Origin of the sequence: Paraburkholderia strydomiana, assembly GCF_031456815.1 — a bacterium.
Classification (GTDB): Bacteria; Pseudomonadota; Gammaproteobacteria; order Burkholderiales; family Burkholderiaceae; genus Paraburkholderia; species Paraburkholderia caledonica.
In genome coordinates this window covers 12019-29724 of record NZ_JAVDVL010000025.1, presented here as the reverse complement: position 1 = coordinate 29724, position 17706 = coordinate 12019, and the positions used below count along the sequence as shown (strand labels likewise).

At 59.7% G+C, this 17706-nt stretch carries 13 protein-coding genes and 6 pseudogenes; 8 read left to right on the top strand and 11 right to left on the bottom strand.

The features are described 5' to 3' along the window. Nucleotides 1-126: 126 nt before the first annotated feature. Nucleotides 127-300, top strand: a pseudogene (locus J2W46_RS33385) (helix-turn-helix domain-containing protein); the annotation flags it as partial. A gap of 67 nt (nt 301-367) precedes the next feature. On the opposite strand, the pseudogene J2W46_RS33380 reads toward J2W46_RS33385, so the two are convergent. The 3 genes and pseudogenes from J2W46_RS33380 to J2W46_RS33370 all read right to left on the bottom strand — a co-directional run bounded on the left by J2W46_RS33380 (nt 368) and on the right by J2W46_RS33370 (nt 3952). Further along, nucleotides 368-1058 (bottom strand): annotated as a pseudogene (locus J2W46_RS33380) (IS6 family transposase). Between the two features lie 117 nt (nt 1059-1175). Next, the gene (gene gshB / locus J2W46_RS33375; RefSeq protein WP_310360126.1) at nt 1176-2132 is read right to left on the bottom strand and encodes a glutathione synthase; all 957 of its coding nucleotides are present in this window, start codon (nt 2130-2132) and stop codon (nt 1176-1178) included. Between the two features lie 290 nt (nt 2133-2422). Next, nucleotides 2423-3952 (bottom strand): alpha/beta hydrolase family protein, encoded by a 1530-nt coding sequence (locus J2W46_RS33370; protein ID WP_310360124.1) that lies wholly within the window; start codon nt 3950-3952, stop codon nt 2423-2425. 1130 nt (nt 3953-5082) lie between these two features. Here J2W46_RS33370 and J2W46_RS33365 point away from each other — a divergent pair. Together J2W46_RS33365 and J2W46_RS33360 are read left to right on the top strand one after the other, a co-directional pair. After that, the gene (locus J2W46_RS33365; protein ID WP_310360122.1) at nt 5083-5532 is read left to right on the top strand and encodes a CesT family type III secretion system chaperone; all 450 of its coding nucleotides are present in this window, start codon (nt 5083-5085) and stop codon (nt 5530-5532) included. Between the two features lie 660 nt (nt 5533-6192). Further along, nucleotides 6193-7611, top strand: a complete 1419-nt coding sequence (locus tag J2W46_RS33360; RefSeq protein WP_310360119.1) for a hypothetical protein — start codon at nt 6193-6195, stop codon at nt 7609-7611. A gap of 55 nt (nt 7612-7666) precedes the next feature. Here the strand turns inward: J2W46_RS33360 and J2W46_RS33355 are convergent. From J2W46_RS33355 to J2W46_RS33340, 4 genes and pseudogenes are all read right to left on the bottom strand, one after another. Then, nucleotides 7667-7980: pseudogene (locus J2W46_RS33355) on the bottom strand (SDR family oxidoreductase); the annotation flags it as partial. A 107-nt stretch (nt 7981-8087) separates the two neighbouring features. Next, entirely contained in the window at nt 8088-8552 is a 465-nt protein-coding gene (locus J2W46_RS33350; protein ID WP_456307043.1) for a hypothetical protein, read from the bottom strand. A 161-nt stretch (nt 8553-8713) separates the two neighbouring features. Then, nucleotides 8714-8962 (bottom strand): hypothetical protein, encoded by a 249-nt coding sequence (locus J2W46_RS33345; RefSeq protein WP_310360133.1) that lies wholly within the window; start codon nt 8960-8962, stop codon nt 8714-8716. A 746-nt stretch (nt 8963-9708) separates the two neighbouring features. Continuing rightward, nucleotides 9709-9927, bottom strand: a complete 219-nt coding sequence (locus J2W46_RS33340; protein ID WP_310360116.1) for a hypothetical protein — start codon at nt 9925-9927, stop codon at nt 9709-9711. A gap of 257 nt (nt 9928-10184) precedes the next feature. Here J2W46_RS33340 and J2W46_RS33335 point away from each other — a divergent pair, with 257 nt between their 5' ends. The 3 genes and pseudogenes from J2W46_RS33335 (at nt 10185) to J2W46_RS33325 (ending at nt 13440) form a co-directional block, all read left to right on the top strand. Next, a complete protein-coding gene (locus J2W46_RS33335) occupies nt 10185-11081 on the top strand; it encodes a fructose bisphosphate aldolase (protein ID WP_310360132.1) in 897 nt (298 codons plus the stop codon). Between the two features lie 675 nt (nt 11082-11756). Next, nucleotides 11757-12030: pseudogene (locus tag J2W46_RS33330) on the top strand (HAD hydrolase-like protein); the annotation flags it as partial. 201 nt (nt 12031-12231) lie between these two features. Then, nucleotides 12232-13440, top strand: a complete 1209-nt coding sequence (locus J2W46_RS33325) for a GAF domain-containing sensor histidine kinase (RefSeq protein ID WP_310360115.1) — start codon at nt 12232-12234, stop codon at nt 13438-13440. A 265-nt stretch (nt 13441-13705) separates the two neighbouring features. Here J2W46_RS33325 and J2W46_RS33320 read toward each other — a convergent pair whose 3' ends face one another. The 3 genes from J2W46_RS33320 to J2W46_RS33310 all read right to left on the bottom strand — a co-directional run bounded on the left by J2W46_RS33320 (nt 13706) and on the right by J2W46_RS33310 (nt 15999). Continuing rightward, on the bottom strand, nt 13706-14080 hold the full coding sequence (locus tag J2W46_RS33320; protein ID WP_310360112.1) for a response regulator: 375 nt from the start codon (nt 14078-14080) through the stop codon (nt 13706-13708). Between the two features lie 702 nt (nt 14081-14782). Beyond that, entirely contained in the window at nt 14783-15508 is a 726-nt protein-coding gene (locus J2W46_RS33315) for a PDDEXK family nuclease (RefSeq protein ID WP_310360110.1), read from the bottom strand. A gap of 302 nt (nt 15509-15810) precedes the next feature. Beyond that, nucleotides 15811-15999, bottom strand: coding sequence for a CsbD family protein (locus tag J2W46_RS33310; RefSeq protein WP_310360105.1), 189 nt, complete (start codon nt 15997-15999; stop codon nt 15811-15813). A gap of 576 nt (nt 16000-16575) precedes the next feature. On the opposite strand from J2W46_RS33310, the gene J2W46_RS33305 reads away from it, so the two are divergent. After that, on the top strand, nt 16576-16884 hold the full coding sequence (locus J2W46_RS33305; protein WP_310360129.1) for a hypothetical protein: 309 nt from the start codon (nt 16576-16578) through the stop codon (nt 16882-16884). Between the two features lie 144 nt (nt 16885-17028). Here the strand turns inward: J2W46_RS33305 and J2W46_RS33300 are convergent. After that, nucleotides 17029-17148: pseudogene (locus J2W46_RS33300) on the bottom strand (carbon starvation CstA family protein); the annotation flags it as partial. A 301-nt stretch (nt 17149-17449) separates the two neighbouring features. Between J2W46_RS33300 and J2W46_RS34530 the strand changes: the two are divergent. Further along, nucleotides 17450-17539 (top strand): annotated as a pseudogene (locus tag J2W46_RS34530) (L-lactate permease); the annotation flags it as partial. Between the last annotated feature and the right edge of the window lie 167 nt (nt 17540-17706).

Sequence of the window (17706 nt, the reverse complement as noted above, 5' to 3'; positions counted from 1 at the left end):
GGACATCTCAACAAAGCCTCGACAAACGGTGTGAGTCCCAAGTTCAGATGTCGCGTTTCCGCTAGATTGAAATGTCGTGTTTGCGGGTTCAGGCTGGTGGCCAGCATCGCTTGAGGAGCGCTGGCCATGAACGCAACTGGGACGATCACCATGTCGATGACCGAGCTGGACCGGTTGAAGACGATCCAGGCGATCGCTGAGATGGGACTGAAGCCCGGTCGTGCCGCCGGACGGCTGGGGCTCAGCGTACGGCAGGGGGAGCGGCTGGTGATCCGTTATCGGGCATCAGGTGCGGCCGGATGATGTACCTGCTGGCGGACACGCCGGCGAACCGCAAGCTGATCCTCCACTACATCGACGTGTGGGATCATCCGCGTGCTTCGCGCTTGTGTCGCGCATTCCGGTGGTAACGGCACGCCGTGAACAGATTGGCAACCTGCCCGTGAACCGAAGCGAATCGCTGAAGCTGGCGCGCTGATTTGAAGCGCCGCATCGCCTTCTCGCGTACCCCGGGTCGGCTAGTGAGAATTTTCCGCCCGGTTGTGCAGCCCCTTGTGCTGTCGATGCTCGACGGTCAGGCACAGTTCGTGGTTCGCCGCTGCGTAGCTGCGAAGTTTGTCCGTCACGATCACGCGCGGGCGGCCGTGACGCTTGAGCAGCTTGCGCATCAGTCGTCTGGCTGCGGCCCTGTGGCGACGGCTTTGCACCAGCACGTCGAGCACCGCGCCGTGCCGACCGACGGCCCGCCACAGCCAGTGCTTCCTGCCGTTGATTGTGACGACCAGTTCATCCAGGTGCCATTTGTCGCTGCGCTCAAACGTCGTCGATCGAACGCGCTTCGCGATCGTCACGCCGAACTTCACTGCCCAGCACCGCACCGTTTCGTACGTGAGTTCGATCCCCCGTGCGGCCAGCATCTCTTCGACCATGCGCAGGCTCAGCGCGAAGCGGTAGTACAGCCATACCGCGTAGCGGATGATGTCCGGCGGAAACCGGTAGCCCTTGAACGAAATCGGCGCGTCGCTAGGCGGTACAACGGAGGGGGAAACTTTCTTCATGCCTCGTTATTTTCGCCGACTTCTGCAACAACCTGGCGGTACCCCGTCGGCTGCTCAGGCAGACGAAAAGGGGCTCCCCAAAATTTTGTGCGCCCGCGCCGGCGTTCAAGGTGCACGTCAGGCGGCCGCGCGCTCCAGCGCGTCGACGAACATCGCGGCGACATCGAAGCCAGTCTGATCCATGATCTCGCGGAAACACGTCGGGCTTGTCACGTTGACTTCGGTCAGCCAGTCGCCGATTGCATCCAGCCCGACCAGCAGCAAACCGCGCGCCGCGAGCACCGGCGCGAGCGCGTCGGCGATTTCACGATCATGTTCGGTGAGCGGCTGCGCAACGCCCAGCCCGCCGGCCGCAAGGTTGCCACGCACTTCATTGCCCTGAGGGATACGCGCGAGCGCATACGGCACTGCTTCGCCACCGATCAGCAAGATGCGCTTGTCGCCTTCGTTGATCTCGGGGATAAACTTTTGCGCCATCACAGAACGGGCGCCGTCGTGGCTCAACATTTCGACGATCGAGCCGAGGTTCATGCCGTCTGGCTTCACGCGGAACACGCCCATGCCGCCCATGCCGTCGAGCGGCTTGAGGATCACGTCGCCGTACTGATCATGGAACGCGCGCAAACGGCTCGGGTCGCGCGTCACCAGCGTGGGCACGACGAACTGCGGGAACTCGCCGATCGCCAGCTTTTCCGAGTGATCGCGAATCGCCTGCGGCTTGTTGAAAATGCGTGCGCCGCCACGCTCGGCCAGTTCCAGCAGCCACGTCGCCGTCACGTATTCCATGTCGAACGGCGGGTCCTTGCGCATCACAACAGCGGTGAAGCTATTCAGCGCGCGCGGCGCGGCTTGGTGGGCAGCATACCACGGGTCGCGATGCAGATCGGTCATGTCGCCGACGATCGCCACCCGCTGCACGTTCGCCTCGACGTCGCCGCCCGTCCACGCCAGGTGCTTCGGCTCACACGTGTACACCACGTGGCCGCGGCGCGCCGCTTCCGCCATCATCGCGTACGTCGAGTCTTTGTAAGTCTTGAACTGGGTGAGCGGGTCGGCGATGAAAAGAACATCCATAAAGGTCCCTTTGCGCCCTGACGGGCTTGATATTGATCGTGAAGATTTTTTGAAAAAGGCGATCGCGGCACGCATGCCGCCATCGGCCCTCCTAGGTGGTAAGGTGTGCAGCGAAGTCCTTCGTCGTCCAATTTCTCGGGCAGGGCTCGCGCGCTTGAGTGGTAGCCAACCCCACTTCGGGAGACGAACTGCTATGAGGAGACGTGACTAAGCATTGATTTCTGCGACGCACGCGGTCTGCGTTTTTGTTGGTGGCGTCGCAGCAGTGGCTTCACTCTGGCTTTGCTAAATCATTGAAGAGTTTGAAACAACGATCGCGCTGCTGCAAAGCAGAATGGTGCAGCCAGTTTGTGCACGTCTGAAGCCAACTGCAACTGATCAGCCACTGTCGACGTCCCCAGGCTTTGCGCATCCGCTGCGCGTGCCGCCAAGAATCCGGCCTGCAAAACAGCGAAGGGTCCACTCGGCGACGCAGCGCCCGGATCTACATCGATTACCGTCAGATTCGACGGCGACACACCGTTTTGCGTAAAGTACTGCGCAGTCAGTTGCGTATTTGAGAAGAACACCAAGCTATCAGAGTGGGCGCCACACAGTTGCGTCGGCGTACTTGGAACAAACGTGCGCAAATCGTTGAGCAATGCGTCCTGACGTAAGCCGTTTGCTGGCGTGCAAGGTCGGATAGGCGCGTTCGACACCGAGTCGCTGCAGGGATGGCTAAACAGGTCGTTGAGGTACTCAGTGCGGTATTTCGTTGCCACAAAAAAGTTCGTCAGATCGAATCCTGCTTGTGCGACAAGAGCCGTGTCAGGGTTCGAAGTGTCCGGTCCGGGCTGCGTGCCGGTCTGTAACACAGCGTGGACAGGTAAAAGGTTGTGGGCAAAGAGCAATGTCTCTGGTGCGGTTCCCGGCAACAAACCAATAGCGCGCGATGCGTACGTCGACGAGATGAGATCCGTGGGATTCCCGAATATGTTTGCGTACGAGTTTTGCCAGCTATTAACCAACATATCCAGCAGGAGCGGTGCAAAGGCGCTTGTTTGGCCGAGGAACTCTCTGTCGACGAAATTCGATAACGCATAAGGGCCGCTGCCAGTTGCGGTCGCCGTCACCTTGAACTCCCCGTCACTGGTCTGCATCGCGCGCTGCGTCGCCATGCCGACGTAGCCGCCTTGCGAATACCCCGCAAGAAACAGTTTGCCTGAATCGCTCACCCCTATAGCCGGGAACGCGGTCCGCGCCGCGCGCAATGAATCAATCATGTCCGAAGACTGCTGAAGGGCGTTGACGAAAGGATGATAGGGAAGCGTCGAGCCTGCATAGCCGGCGTAATTTGGCGCGACGACCACGAAACCTTGCGCCGCGTAAAACGCCGCTGCCAGTGCGCTGTCGATTTCGCCATCGATATCGCCACCAAGCTTGGTCATGTCGAGATTCTTGTCGGTCGACGTTCCATGCGCGTACAAGACGACGGGTCTTGCGCCGCTGCATCCCGGCGCACTCCCTGACGGAACCATGACTGCGCCACCGGCTGTCGTCGCTTCGTTCTTCCCGCCAATCGTTCGATAGCGGATCGAGTAGATGGACACAGCGCACTTGGGCGGACCGGCGACAGCTAGCACCGCTGGAGAAATTGAAGTGAGTTGACTTGTGAGCTGCGGAACATCAAATGACTGGACGAGAGCAGGCCCGCTGATCAGTCTACCTCGCGACCCGTCACCATTGGGCGGGTTATTGGAGGATTTGCTGCTGCCACCGCCGCCGCACGCTGCTGCAGCGACAATGGTAAGGAGGGCTGCACCGATAGTTCTATAGTTCATGTTAAGGCCAAGTGGGTGAATCCTGTTTCTAGAACAATCGAGAGGCATAGTTATTCCGTCGCGCGTGAAATAACACGCGCGATCGCACTAGCGCTCTGGCGGACCCCTTGGCATGCCGTGCGCTCGATCCACGGCACGGTCGTACACGGATGCCTCGTGACGAATGCGTCGACGCGAGGCGGTACTTTGTCGTCTTGCCAGAAAGAGCATCCGCCCTGCTACACCGTTGCAAATTCTTAAACCACGCAGAAGTTCTTCAAAGTATGGAAAGCCAGGTTTTTGACCGCCGCGAGATCGTGCACGGCCATAGGCTGACTACTTCACGCAAACCAACACGACGAATGCGCGCATTTCGCCGCCATTACCCTATGGAGTTGAACGGCGACCTTGCACGGGGCGTGAAGCTTCTGTTGAACGTCGGACTGCTCGTGCCGGAGCGCTCCTGAATACGCCAAGTCAACCAGGGTGGCCGTCACCTGAACTCGGCTCTATTCGGCCCGATCGGCGCACGACATCGCATGCGTAAGCGGAGCTTCGTGCGGCCGTGGGTGGCTTCGCAAAAGCCGGCACGCTGCACTTAGTTGTCGCTACTCTAATTTCGTGGCGCGTTGATCCGATGCGCCGAGCGATTTATGAGTAAGTCCGGAATTCTGAAACTGCTCGTCACCGTTTCAAGTACCTCGCTGGCGCGGAAGCCGGCCAGATGTTTCGCCAACCTAAACCACTCCGGCGACAATGCCGACATCCGCGTGGTTTAACCACCGGTGCAGCAGGTTCCTCGAAGCAGGTAGGTACTGCGGGCGCAAACCGACGGTGGCCGGCCATGCAAGGTCCGTCGACGTCCGCTAGCACTGATTCCGCAGTCAACCAGATCCACGGCGACGCCCGGCATCAACTAGAGATCACCCGGGCTCACTCGAACTCGAGAGTGGTGCAAGCCCTCGACGAAGCGCTGAGTCCGGCGCATTGAGGCTGACATGGCCGCGCCGTCAAGCTAACCTCCGCGGGCGGAGGCGCTTCAAGCGTCCGTTGCAGCAGGCTTCTTTCCGCGCCTTCGCCCCCGCGATCGCGCTTTCTCAATTCCCGCGTCCGGAACATCGGGTGCCAACATCAACCGGAGTCGCGTACGCGTGGACATCGATTACTACACGCCGCTGATCGTAGATCTATGCGCGAAACTCGACCTGCCCGATGCCAATCATGTGCTCGAGACGCGCTCGATCCAAGTGGAAGGCTTCGACGTCCGGCTCGATCATTTCGATGATGACACCGGGCTCTACATCTTGTTCGAGTTCGGAGCAGTCGCGCCGGAACGCATGCTCGGTGTCTATCGGCTGATGCTGGAAGCTAACGTGCTCGTCTATGCACAGGACCAAGCGCAACTGGGCGTCGATCGGGACACAGGCAACTCTGTGCTGATCGCGCGCGCGGAACTGCCCGAACTGAACGGCGAAACGCTCGCGGAAATGCTCGCTCACTATGCGGAACACAGTCGCTACTGGCAGCAAAACTTCCTTAGAGCCACCGACGAGCAGTACCAGGCTGTCGTGTCAGACGCCTCCATCTGGATTCGCGCGTAGCGTGCACGCATGCGCGCGCCTAGGCCAGACACTCCCATCTTGGGACGACCATGCAAATGGCCTCGACAACGTGACGGCCGTATGTGTACTGTCGGGAGACGAGCCCCGGTCGTTGCATTCTTCGGCAATGGCGAACGCACCGAACAAGGTTCGAAAGCGCAGCCGTTGACATCTTCAACAATTATGCAGCCGGCGAGGTTTGCGCTTCGCGCCGGAGTCAGCATAGTGACTCTTCTGCTTCGGCGCCGTCACCATCGCCTGCGTCGTCCCAGCCAAGCTTTCACACGACCTCGCGAAAGACGAAACTTCGTGGTGCCTCCCATCAACTCATTGGGCGCGGTGTACGTATCCCTACTTTATGATCAGCAATCGACGGGAAAGCAGTCAGCGCAGCCTCGGACAATCCGACACTGACTGCGTGGTGCGGTTAAGCGAGCTTGAGTGCCGTCGGACCGTTACCGGCCCCAAAAAAGAGACGGTCTCAGCCGCGCAGTCCCCAGCAGCATTCTTGTCGGCTTGGCGTATGGTGATTTCGCCACCGCCGCTCGCAGGCGTCAAAACTTCGCTCAGCGCGACTTCCCTGCACTTCCCCCACACGCCCGTCGATTTGACGCTTCTAAATTAATGGTCCAACCATCAGGTCATGGAGGTGCTTGCACTATGGTCTCGATCAAAAGAACGACACCCGCCGCGGGTCATACGACAACGGCCAGCGAGTCTGGTCGAGCAGCAACCAAGGCAGTCAGCGCGCAGAAGCGCAAGTTGACTGCTCTTCCGGCGGGCATGCCGTCGCCGATGAGGCAGAAGCGGGCGGCTACCAAGGCGCGTACGTCTAACGGCAGAGAGGATTCCGCGAAGTGGAACCATGAAGTGGCGTCCATGGGCGCGTCGGGTCCAGGCATTCCGCAAGAAGCAAAGAAACCCAAAATAATGAAAGATCTTGCGAATGCGGGTCAGCAGCTGAAAGACCAGGAAAGCAATTCAAACCTCATCGCACACCCGGAAAAACCGCTCGATTCGCCGGTCAGCGCATTCGGACGCGCAAAACCGTCGCAACTCTATACCAAGGACGCCGCGCCCAAGGCGGGAGATCATTCGCCATCGGTCTCGGCGGTAAACAAGGTCAATTCCACCGAAACCAAGATCACGGGACGGGGCGCCGGCGACACCACCACCGGATTCAACGTCAACGAACACAGGGTGCCGACCCTGCAGTTTCATACCAAGCCGTTCTACGACGCGAGCGGCACGCAGCATAACTACGCCAAAGATTCGGCAGCCCATACCACGTTCACATCGTTGCGCGAGATGCATCAAGCTGGTGAACAAGGCAACGGGACCTTTACCAAGAGAGGAAACAAAGACGTCCAAGGAACGCACAGCAATATGGGCGATCTGCTCGACGCCAATGCACGAGCCTATTCGCCGTATAACGCTCGAGGGGAGCGCGTCGTCAGCCCGGTCGATCGGAACGTAAATCGATTCTCGTCTCCGGCAGTCCAGCCCGGTGCGCAACAGAATTTCCAGACGCCCAGCGAAGCCACCGTTGGCACTAGGCTCGATCAGCTCAAAAACGCTCGACAGGCGGAGTTTTCGGCAAAAAGCCCGCTACCGCCGGTTCATATCAACACGAACGGCACCGAGGGCGAAAAGCTGAACACCAGCACGGCGATCAGAAGAAATCCGAATACAAGGTTCGATCAGAACGGCCAGCCGGCGGCACCGGCCAATCGTCCCATCGAAGCAGTAAAAAGCGACCGGGGCGTCTCGCCGCTGGTGGGTCAGCAGATGATGAACATGTGGCACCGCGAGAATCTGGGCCAGGCGCCACACGGCCCCGATCCGTCTACCCCGCCGATGCACAACGCGCCACGCCAGCCGAGAGCACCTGGCCAGTTTCCCACGCAACTGCCATTGGGCGACCGGATCAAACAGCAGCAAGCGGCAGCGCAAAAGGACTGGGATTCGCTGTCGCCGGCGCAGCAGCAAGCCGAAAGGGCCCAGACAAGTGCCAACGTCAGCAGGCTCGGTAAGGAATCGGCAGCCTCGCGGGATGATGACGCGATGGACGTCGACTGACACCAGCATCCGCCAGCAAAGCTGGCGTACACGCGGGTATGCCGCGACAGGCTGAGCCATTGTCTCCACCCGCAACCGGCAACACCGCGTCGTTATGTAGCCCGCTTCGTCGGAGGCGAGAAACAGAATCGGCGCCACCTGTTCATCGAGCGTGCCGTAGCGTTTGAAGAACGTAGACTCGATGACCTGTTTCACTGCTTTGCCCATCCATGCCTTCTCCTGCTCGTTGTCGCCAGCGGCATTCCGCGGAACGCGTCGCAAAGGCGCTGCTGTGCCGGCCGGCGCAGCAGCGACCATGCGAATATTGTGTCCGCCGTACCCCACCGCCAGCGACAGTGTGAGCGCATTGGCGCCGTTCTTCGCAGCCGCCTCCACCGTCGCCGCCGGATGCGATGCCGGTCCGGCAGTGTTACTACCGCCTCCGTTGCCGCCTGTGACGGAAAAGCCGGTGGTCATGAGGAGCTTTGACCCGGTGGTCACACCAACTCCCGCCGCCGTCCATGACATGTGTGGCGGCCAGACGTGCCCTTGGATTCGATTATCCAGTCGCCGGTTGTAGGTAGCGACGAGGCCAGGGTCGCGCGCCGCGGTTCGGGTTTTGCCGGTAGCGACGCGCGGACTGGGACCGACAGGCCTATCGCCGACGGAGCGACAGGCGTGGGCCGGGCTACTTTCGGGACGCGCTCTTCGACGAGGCCTAGCGGTTTTGTCGTGACGCTGTCAGGCAGCGCCTTAATGACGTCATACTCAGCGGACGGTCGAGCCCACTCGTCGCGCTTCTTGAACATCTTCCACTGGTCCTGGCTATCCTCTGGCTTGGATATACGCACAAGCTCCCATAAGCCGGTCAGCTTTTCGCCATGGAGGCGAAAGACCGGCTCGCTGGCCTTCATTGCCTTTCGAGGGTCGCCGACAGGCTCCCACGTCCCGCGGTCCCACACAATCACCGTACCGGCTCCATACTGCCTGGGCGGGATTGTCCCTTCGAATGTAGCCCCGACTACCCTGTCGGGCGCATACTACATCTCGCGCGGTATCCCGCCTGTCATGCGGTATGCGCGCGGGCAACGGCTCGACGCGGAAGCCTGCGACTGTCGGCAGGTCAATGCCGGTTTGCCACGGTGAATGCGGCTGAACTTCGAGCTTCGGTGCCTGGATCTCCGTGCTTGTGCGAATGCGTTGCCCCGTACTTCAGTTCGAAGTGCGCGCCCTTGCCGCTGCGCGTCGGTGGAAAGTGTTCACCGTCGACACACGTCACCTCGAACGTCTCTTTGCCATCGTCATGCACCACTGAGTAGATGCCTGAGACTTTCACTATTTCGCCCGGCTTGTAGCAATTGTCGCCTGCGATCGCCGATCCTTGTATGTTGGTAGCGACATTCCAATAGCAAACGACGTTGCGCTCCGTTGCTCCGGACGCCATGCCAGCCAGCTCACTCGGCTCCGCAGAGGTCCGGGGAACAAGGGCAACGCTTCGCCCTCACTGATAGGCTCGACGCGTTTTCAACTGTGCGTCCGACGCTACGTAGCAGGAGGAAGCTCGCTCCTGCCCGAAGAACCATTGTCAAACGCAATCTCAAGTTGATACAGCCGTATCAATTTACAACTGCGCGCGACAACATTGTCACGCCACTAGCTGCGTGTGTAAGTTTCTGCACACGAGGAAGCTCGCCATGCGTGCCCACTGCCGCTCCAGAGGTTGCGCTTGCCTCGCGATGGTCACTGGATAGCGCAGTAGTGCAGAAGTAATTGGGTCACGTGTGATCCAACGAAAATGTGGCAAGCTCGCATGCGCTGGCACGCGCCATCAGGAATTGATCATGAAGTGAGTTGCGTACTGGCGCTCATGCAGCAACTGACAAAAAAGCCTTCACTGGCACACGTCACTCAACGGGCTCCCAATTTTTCTGAAGCCCACCTGCCCTGACCACGCGATCACGTTTGCGCAGATTGCTAAAAGAACGTTATTCTTATTTTGTGGACTCTGCCCGAGACCGTGGTCGGATCGACCATCTCGTCACGCGTGACGGTCTGCCACAGCGGCCATGCGCATGTGGGGTGGCGCGAGCTGTTGGCTCCTCCGGCCGCAAGGTCGTGTCATGCAGCGTCACGCGTAACGGACGAATGCGGGCCCATCAAGATGCGGTCGCTGCTGTACGCGTCGTTGTAGATCGACGCGTCCGCGCTCGAACCCGCCTGTTCAATGCGCGCCGCGCCCTCTAGGATCTTGACGACGCCGGCGGAAGCGGTACAGATGCCATGCGATTGCCATCCAGCCGCCCATCGGGCGTAAGATGGGCGGACCTCGTGGTCCATCGAGTTGACTCTGTCAGCGTCGTGCTTGTTGTCAGCGTAGTGCGCGCCAACGGCGGCAGCCACGCGGCGGCTAGCATTGGAACGAACAAAGGCGGATAGGCTTGCGCCAGCTTCGTGATCTTCGTTTGGCTACGGATAGGTCGTGCCCATGCCACGCATACGCCCATTCGCGCAGCGCAAAACGGGATCCGGGTCCTCGACCGACCGGACGAGGAGCGCCGGGCCGTTATCCGGCTATTGAAAAGGAGAGAAGTGTCATGGCTAATAACAGGATGATGGCGCAGGTTTGTGAAAAACAGGGCTTCTTCGCGGCCTTAGACCAGAGCGGCGGCTCGACGCCCGGCGCATTGCGGCTATACGGGGTTCCGGACAGCGCGTACAGCGACGACGTCGGCATGTTTAAACTTATACATGAGATGCGGATGCGCATCATCACCGCCCCCGCCTTTACCGGCGACAGGATAATCGGCGCGATCCTGTTCGAAGCCACCATAGACGGACAGGCCGGAGGCAAACCGGTGCCGGCATTCTTGTGGGAAGAGCGCGGCGTCGTGCCATTTCTGAAGGTCGACAAAGGCCTGCATCCCGAAGCCGACGGCGTGCAACTGATGAAGCCCGTGCTTGGTCTCGATGCGGTGCTCAAGCGCGCGGCGAAGCTCGGCATCTTCGGCACGAAAATGCGATCGGTCATCCACCAGAATTCGCCGACCGGCATTGCGGCGATCGTGAAGCAACAATTCGAATTCGGCTCCCAGATCGAATCGCACGGCCTAATGCCGATTCTCGAAACCGAGGTGTTGATCACGTGTCCCGACAAGGCGAGCGCCGAGGCGACACTGCGCTCCGAACTGAGCAAGGGTCTTGACGCATTGCCGTCAAGCAGTCGCGTGATGCTCAAACTGACTCTGCCCGAAGTCGCGGATTTTTATCTGCCGTTGGTCGAGCATCCGAGGGTGGCGCGGGTCGTCGCGTTGTCGGGAGGCTATTCGCGATCAGCTGCGTGCGAACGGCTCGCATCCAATCACGGGATGATTGCCAGCTTCTCGCGGGCGTTGATCAACGAACTAAGAAAGCCGATGAGCGACAATCAATTCAACGCGGCGCTTGAGGCGGCCGTCGAAGAGATCTATCGCGCCTCCGTCGAGAAGGTTTGATGCGCGCAAAGGCAAGAGACCGTGAGCCAACGGGGGCAGCGCGCTTGCCATCATGCGTGGTAGTTTCACCAAGCAGCTCCGACGAGACCACCACTCTTCACCATTTGACAACGCAGATACGACGACATGTCAACTCCGCGCGGGCCGCCGCGACCAGGGTCTTCGACTGGCGCCGGCGGTCGGTCCCGGCCAAACGCGCGGGCCGGGCTGCCCACGCCCACGTAATAGGCCACGCGCGCTGTTCGGCGGGTGGGCCGCTTAAACATAAGCGACCTTGGGTTTGGAAAGAAAGTAAGCACCGTGCCGCATGGCCATGGTCGCGCGCGTGTCATGCTGAAGCCTTCACTGTCCACCTAAGACGTCAGCGGGACGAAATATGATGCGCCCGGAATACAAATCCGAGCGCACGGAAGCGAGACCGTGCTGGCCGGCTTCACGCGTCGTCCGAGCCTGCCCGCGTCTAACTTCAAGGCCACCAAAATTCCCATAGACGTTGATCTGAGTGCGAATGTTGTTGCCGTTGCCGCCGAGCGGCGCGGGCGCGATACCGTCGATGAACTTGAAGGCGGCATCTCGGCCGCCCCTGCTGCTCCTCGTACGAAGCCACCGCGCCGAAATGAATGCTGCGTAGCGCTGGAGCGCGGACAGGTTCGGACGGGCGCAAGCCGGTGCTAGATTCTCGGCGCGGAGGTCGTCAGAGCCTGCAAACAATCGCCCCCAGGTCTATGCTGAGACTGCCGAGATTCTTGGGTTTCGCCCCGCCGAGATTTGCATGGTCGCGGCGCATAACGGAGATTTGGCGGCGGCGCGTCAATGCGGCCTAAAGACCGCGTTCGTGCTTCGCCCCGTCGAACATGGCCCGGACCAACAGAGCGACTTACACGCTGAACAACCGTGGGATTATGAGGCGGCAGACCTGTACGACCTGGCGACGCGACTACGTTGCCCAACTTATTCGTTCGCACTGGTGAGCGGGTACGAAGCCATCCCTTTGCTCCGAGGCGCAGTACGCAACCCCGCCCTGGTCGCGGTCGCTATGTCCCCACGTTGCAAATGCATTTCTGCGCCGGATTTAATCGGCGAGGGATAATGTGGCCTACAGCACCTTTTGACATCAATGCCAGCAGGTATCAACCTGACCGGAGGACTCATGGTTAGTGCGGACTCTTCAAAAGAGTCGTCCCAGTCGATATCCCGTGACATAGTGTTGATATCGCGCATCGCCGCTGTCCCTTCAATGCTTAAGATGATTTGCGACGAAACCGGCATGGGCTTCGCCGCTGTCGCTCGGGTAACTGACCTCAGCTGGACCGCTTGCGCGGTCCAGGACAATATTGGCTTCGGGTTGCAGGCCGGACAGCAACTCGAATTGCATAGCACGTTGTGTTGTGAATCCCGAGTCGCTCGGACCCCAATCATCATCGATGATTTCAGCACCGACGCTGTCTATCGTGGCCATCACACGTCGAAGATATACAAACTGGGCAGCTATATATCCGTGCCCATCATCACACCAGGTGGCGACTACTTCGGAAACCTGTGTGCCATCGACCCGAGGCCCGCGCGCGTTTCGGAGCCGCGAGTTGTCAGGATGTTCGAGGTTTTCGCCACGTTGATAGCCATGCAGATTGAGAGCGAACAGCGACAGTCATCGACTGAGGCGCAACTGGCGACCGAGCGGGAGACGGGCACCTTGCGAGAACAATTCATCGCCGTGCTCGGACACGACTTGCGCAATCCGCTTTCGGCCGTTAATGCGACGGCCGAATATCTGGTTCGCCGCACTGATGACACGAGTCTGGTGAATGCAGGTAACCGGCTAAAGCGCACTGTGTCGCGGATGGCGCGCCTTATCGATGACGTAATGGATTTTGCCAGAGGGCGGCTGGGGTCCGGAATGGCTGTTTCGATTCAATCTGTCGTCGACCTCGACGAGCGTCTGCGAGCAGTGGTTGATGAGCTAAGACTCGGCAATCCATCGTGCGATATAGTCACTGATTTTGCGGTGACGAGGCCTGTTGCTTGTGACCCATACCGCATGCAGCAACTGCTATCAAATTTACTGGGAAACGCGTTAACTCACGGCGCGGCGGGCGAACCTGTTTTTGTCCGGGCGGCGACTGATAACAACCATCTGCATATGAGCGTGGCCAACCGGGGCGAGCCGATTCCGTCGGAGGTGCTGCAAAAAGTATTTGAGCCGTACTGGCGACCGCCGACGAGTTCGCCGGGTGGAGGACTCGGACTTGGTCTCTTCATCTGCAAAGAGATTGTCGAGGCACATGGGGGCACTATTGAGGTCAGTTCGTCGAAAGAGGATGGCACCCGCTTCACAGCATGGGTTCCTGTATCGAAGTGACGAGATGAACCGCGGGCACTCACCGTGACCAGTGTCTTGTATCTACTGAGACTATTCCTCTGCCCCTTTGAAACCCTTCATCGCGGCGGGGGACAGTTGGCACAGACGAATCAGAAGTGGGATGTCAGTCCATTGCGACCGGCCAGCGGAGGTCCAATCGCCTGCCGTATGGCGCTTTGGAGAAGTAAGAGGACGGTAACAACGAGTCTGACGATGCTGACCGCACTCCTCGTCGACGGCGTCGTCCAGGCAGTGCACGCAGCAATCAGCGACTTCCTGCCTGGGCATCATCACGGTTCAAAAAGTGTCGTATCGACGCTAGCAGAACCTCGATGGTCACCGGCTTAGGCAAAAACTCATCCCATACTTTGACTCCCGGCTGCCGATGGTCAGCGCTGGTAAGAATCACAGGAATTCCCGACAACTTCCGTTTTTGCTTCAGGTGGCGGCAGAACTCAACGCCATCCATTATCGGCATCGAACGGTCTGTGATGATCAGGTCGGGCTTTACCTGTTTGGCTGCGACAAGTCCCTCGAGACCATTGCTAGCAGTCGCCACCCGATAGCCTTCGACTTGGAGGATGCGTTTCCACGCGGTCACGATGCTCCGTTCGTCATCTATCACAAGAATGGTTTTCATGTTTGCTTTCTGCCAGTTCGTGGGAGGCGTTGGCGAAGGGTTGTCGCGCGACCCGCACGCTACTTCCTACTGGAACAAATGCCACGAGGCGACACCGCAGAGTCTCTGTGGTGTCCGACCTCTCGGACGTCTTCACCAACCATGCATAGGCCGGAACCGAGTTGCGAATTACGCCCGCCCCTATAGTCCGATAATCGCGTTGACGAATTGCGACTTAACTTTACCGGGCAGAAACGCTACCTAATGTGCTTAGGCGAACGCTTGCTTCCGCTGACCTCCAGTCGCAACTTCGGCACGTGACCTGCGCGAGAGCCGCGCATGCCGTGACAGCAAAACGGGGGTAGGTTGCAGGGCAACCGCCAGGAGCTCCCCGCATGAGGGTCCTCGTCGCTTCAAAATATCGACGGTCAGGCCGTCGGCAGACGGTTTAGGCGCCAGCCGCAATAGTGCTGGCGACGCGTCCTGTACTGCGGCGAGCGGCCGGACCATCACCAAGAGAGTTTCCGACGACTGCCCCGCAAGCTGCCGGCGTCGAAGCGATGAAGACCGCGCGTACTGAGTCCAGAAATGAGCGCCCCGCAACACCGTGCCTGTGCTTGCCACGACAGACCGACGAGTCGACTGACGGACAATCATTGCGGCGCGCGCTGTGAGCACTTAGGTGCTGGATTCGAAATGGCCAATTGCGCCGGGAAGGACCTTCTAGCGACGGCCTCCTGGCTGCACCGCACGTACAACGGGCTCGTCAAAGTAAAGAGGGTCGAGCGATAGCACTACCCCAAACACCGAAGCTTGTCGCCTGCCCTCTGCCCCGTGGAAAGAAGTCTGTCCGTGCCGGCCGACGACGATGATTTCGCTGGCACCGCCTTCCAGGTAGGCCCCCACGCGCCGGTCAACGTCGTTCACTGTGACTCTGTCAAGAAGCACTTCAATACAGAGGTCGGTGACTATCGGCAAGGGCTCGTCACGGTCGAGACCTTCCCATTTCTCACATGGCATCCAGACGACGTCCGGAACGCATATGCCGAATGACGGCGTGACGACAGCTATCGACAACGCAGCGAGATGGCCCAACTGCTCGGACACCTGGCAGTAGGCATCGGTGAGCACAATCTGCCGTCGCGGCGATGGCAGTGGATTTGTCACCACTTTTCCGTACCCGTCGAGCTCGCACACCTGCGTCCCGCCCGATGCCACCGCTGTTATCACCCGGCGCCATGCAACAAGCAGTCCGGTTCTGTCGAGCAGTGCAGGCACCTCCATGACGGGTCTCGCGACGAATTCACTTAATTGCTTCTGCATCAGCATCGCTGTCAGTAAGCCTTCTTCATGACACCACTGTCGGAAGCCGGTACCTCCATTCCTCCCTTTTTCTGTATCTTCGGCTTCATCTGCTTCTGCGAGATGTCGCCAGACTGTCGCGGACAAACGAGGGCACAATATGGCGGAAGAAGTGACTCCAGTCGGCGTTGCGCCGTTCGCGACGCGGAATTCGCCCGGGGAGCGGAAGGGTTGGCCCTGGCCCGAACCAAAGACGACGAGTTGACCGCTGCACGTCGTGCAATCGATGCCGGATTCAAGCCCACCGGCGCACCCCGGCCCAGCCTTGGCGATAGCACGTCAGACGACGAAATGTCCCCCTTGAAAAGGACGGCGGCTGCGAGTCGGCCGCCTGACACACCTTCGACGCTGCGGCGCAATGCCTTTAGCGGAGCCTCGAAGGCGCGCCGTTAATGGTGACGCTTCGTCCGGTCCTTCGCCGCTTCCCTGGCGTCACCAACGTTCTTCCTGGCTGCTCCCGCGGCCTGCTCCACATCACTTTTCAGTTCCCGGGACGGTCTGCCCATGACCTTGCCCATTGCCTCGTTAACCTTGCCCCTCATCTTTTGAGCAACACCTTTGACCTGGTCCTTGTTCATGATGCATTCCTCCGAATATGCGACCGACGTCGCGTTAACCAGTTGCGACACAATCAGTATAGGAAAAGCGCTTTGTTCGTGAAGCAAAGGCGACAGGCGAGGTTGCGGGATTTGCGAGTGGGAAATCGCGCGGACGAAACGTTACCCCGCCGGAGCACGCCGGTGGGTAGAGCGCTTGCGACATGCATCGAGCGACGCCCGATGACGCCGCAATGCGACGCTTTCGGGCCCGCTGGGTAGATGCGAGAGTGCCCAGGCCGGACCTCGCGACCGGCGCGCCGCTCGTGGCGTCAGGACGAGTGGTGTGGGTGCGTGTCCGCTTGGTCAGCATTCCTCCACTGTTTTACCGATGCAAACAACAGTGAACTCGTCCGACCGGTGGCTAAATCAGGTTGACGCTGCACTCCCCGGAGCCCTTATGGCGCTCCCACCGTAAGCCTCGTCCTCTGTTATGTCTGCCCTACGATAGTTGGTCCGCCGCTCCCGGGAGCTCACATCGCACTTCGTCTCGGTGCGTCCCGGGTTAACCACCGCAGTGCAAAAGGGTTGCACAGTGCGGAACGTAGCTTGCTGAACATGCACACACCCCTATTGGAGTTCATCATGGCAAATCGACCGACAGAGCAATTCACTACTGAAGACAAACCCGGAAGAAGTGTCGGCCATGTAGTCGAAGACACGTTTGCGGCAGATGACGCATCGTCGGCCGGAAGCGTGAGTCGCATTGACCCCGACGACAGATCGACGCACCAGAATGCCGAGGAGAGTGATGTTCCCGGTACGGACCCGGACGAGGATATTCTCGACGAAGAGACGCCATCCGAGCCTTCCCCCGGCGACATCCCGCCGGACCGCGAAGCGCCGCAGGGACGCGCAACCGCGTGAACTGACTGCGGGACTGGCGCGGATGGAGACGGCGTCCACGATTCCTCCGGTGAAGCTAAATCAGAGGTAAATCGTTAGTGCGTCGGCGGCATTCTCGTTGTCGTCAACGACGAGTACTTGAAGTGAGCGAGCGTGAGACGGCACCAGGTAGCCCATCTGCGCTGCCAGCACCGGACAGACCAGCGGGCCCGCGCCGGCGATGGCGGCAAAATGATGGCCGAACAGCACCCACCTGTTGGTCGGCACATAGTCCATGCCGTCGTCATGGCGCTCGGCAAAAGCATTGCTGCGACAAAAACGCCCGTGCCTTCTCACGAGGTTTTCATGGGTCGTCCTACTCTTAACTGAGGAATGCGAACGGTGTGTGGGTCGATCTTAGAGCTCGAATTTCTTGCCTGCGGTGCAAAAACTGCCGACGACGCTACGGTTTAGCCGCGTCCATCATCTGCCGGAAATCGGCTTCGTCCACTCGCCACGACGAAAACGGCGCATGACAGCTTCGCCGACCAGCACCGCCTGGCGTTCCTGATCAGCTCTCGTCTGCCCGTACTGCTAACGACGCTGAACCCCATCCCTGATCGTAGCGACAAACTCGACGGGCGGCGTAATGGGCAAGATGTTCGACGCTCAATCCATCATGGTCGCGTGCGCCGCCTGCTACGACGAAACGAGGCTTGGTGCCTGGCCGAAGAACCATTGTCACATGTACCAATCCCGTCGCGGGCTGCTTTTCCCGGCCCCTTCGTACGACGTTTCGTTGTGCGAATAAATTTCGTGAGTCCTGGCTGAATGCACATACAGTTGTCCTTTTAAGAAAACCAA

Bases quoted from the DNA above. Each gene is read 5' to 3' on its own strand.
- J2W46_RS33325 (WP_310360115.1), top strand. From the start codon at position 12,232: ATGGTTAGTGCGGACTCTTCAAAAGAGTCGTCCCAGTCGATATCCCGT.
- J2W46_RS33310 (WP_310360105.1), bottom strand. From the start codon at position 15,999: ATGAACAAGGACCAGGTCAAAGGTGTTGCTCAAAAGATGAGGGGCAAG.
- J2W46_RS33320 (WP_310360112.1), bottom strand. From the start codon at position 14,080: ATGAAAACCATTCTTGTGATAGATGACGAACGGAGCATCGTGACCGCG.
- J2W46_RS33360 (WP_310360119.1), top strand. From the start codon at position 6,193: ATGGTCTCGATCAAAAGAACGACACCCGCCGCGGGTCATACGACAACG.
- J2W46_RS33340 (WP_310360116.1), bottom strand. From the start codon at position 9,927: ATGGACCACGAGGTCCGCCCATCTTACGCCCGATGGGCGGCTGGATGG.
- J2W46_RS33370 (WP_310360124.1), bottom strand. From the start codon at position 3,952: ATGAACTATAGAACTATCGGTGCAGCCCTCCTTACCATTGTCGCTGCA.
- J2W46_RS33305 (WP_310360129.1), top strand. From the start codon at position 16,576: ATGCACACACCCCTATTGGAGTTCATCATGGCAAATCGACCGACAGAG.
- J2W46_RS33335 (WP_310360132.1), top strand. From the start codon at position 10,185: ATGGCTAATAACAGGATGATGGCGCAGGTTTGTGAAAAACAGGGCTTC.
- gshB (WP_310360126.1), bottom strand. From the start codon at position 2,132: ATGGATGTTCTTTTCATCGCCGACCCGCTCACCCAGTTCAAGACTTAC.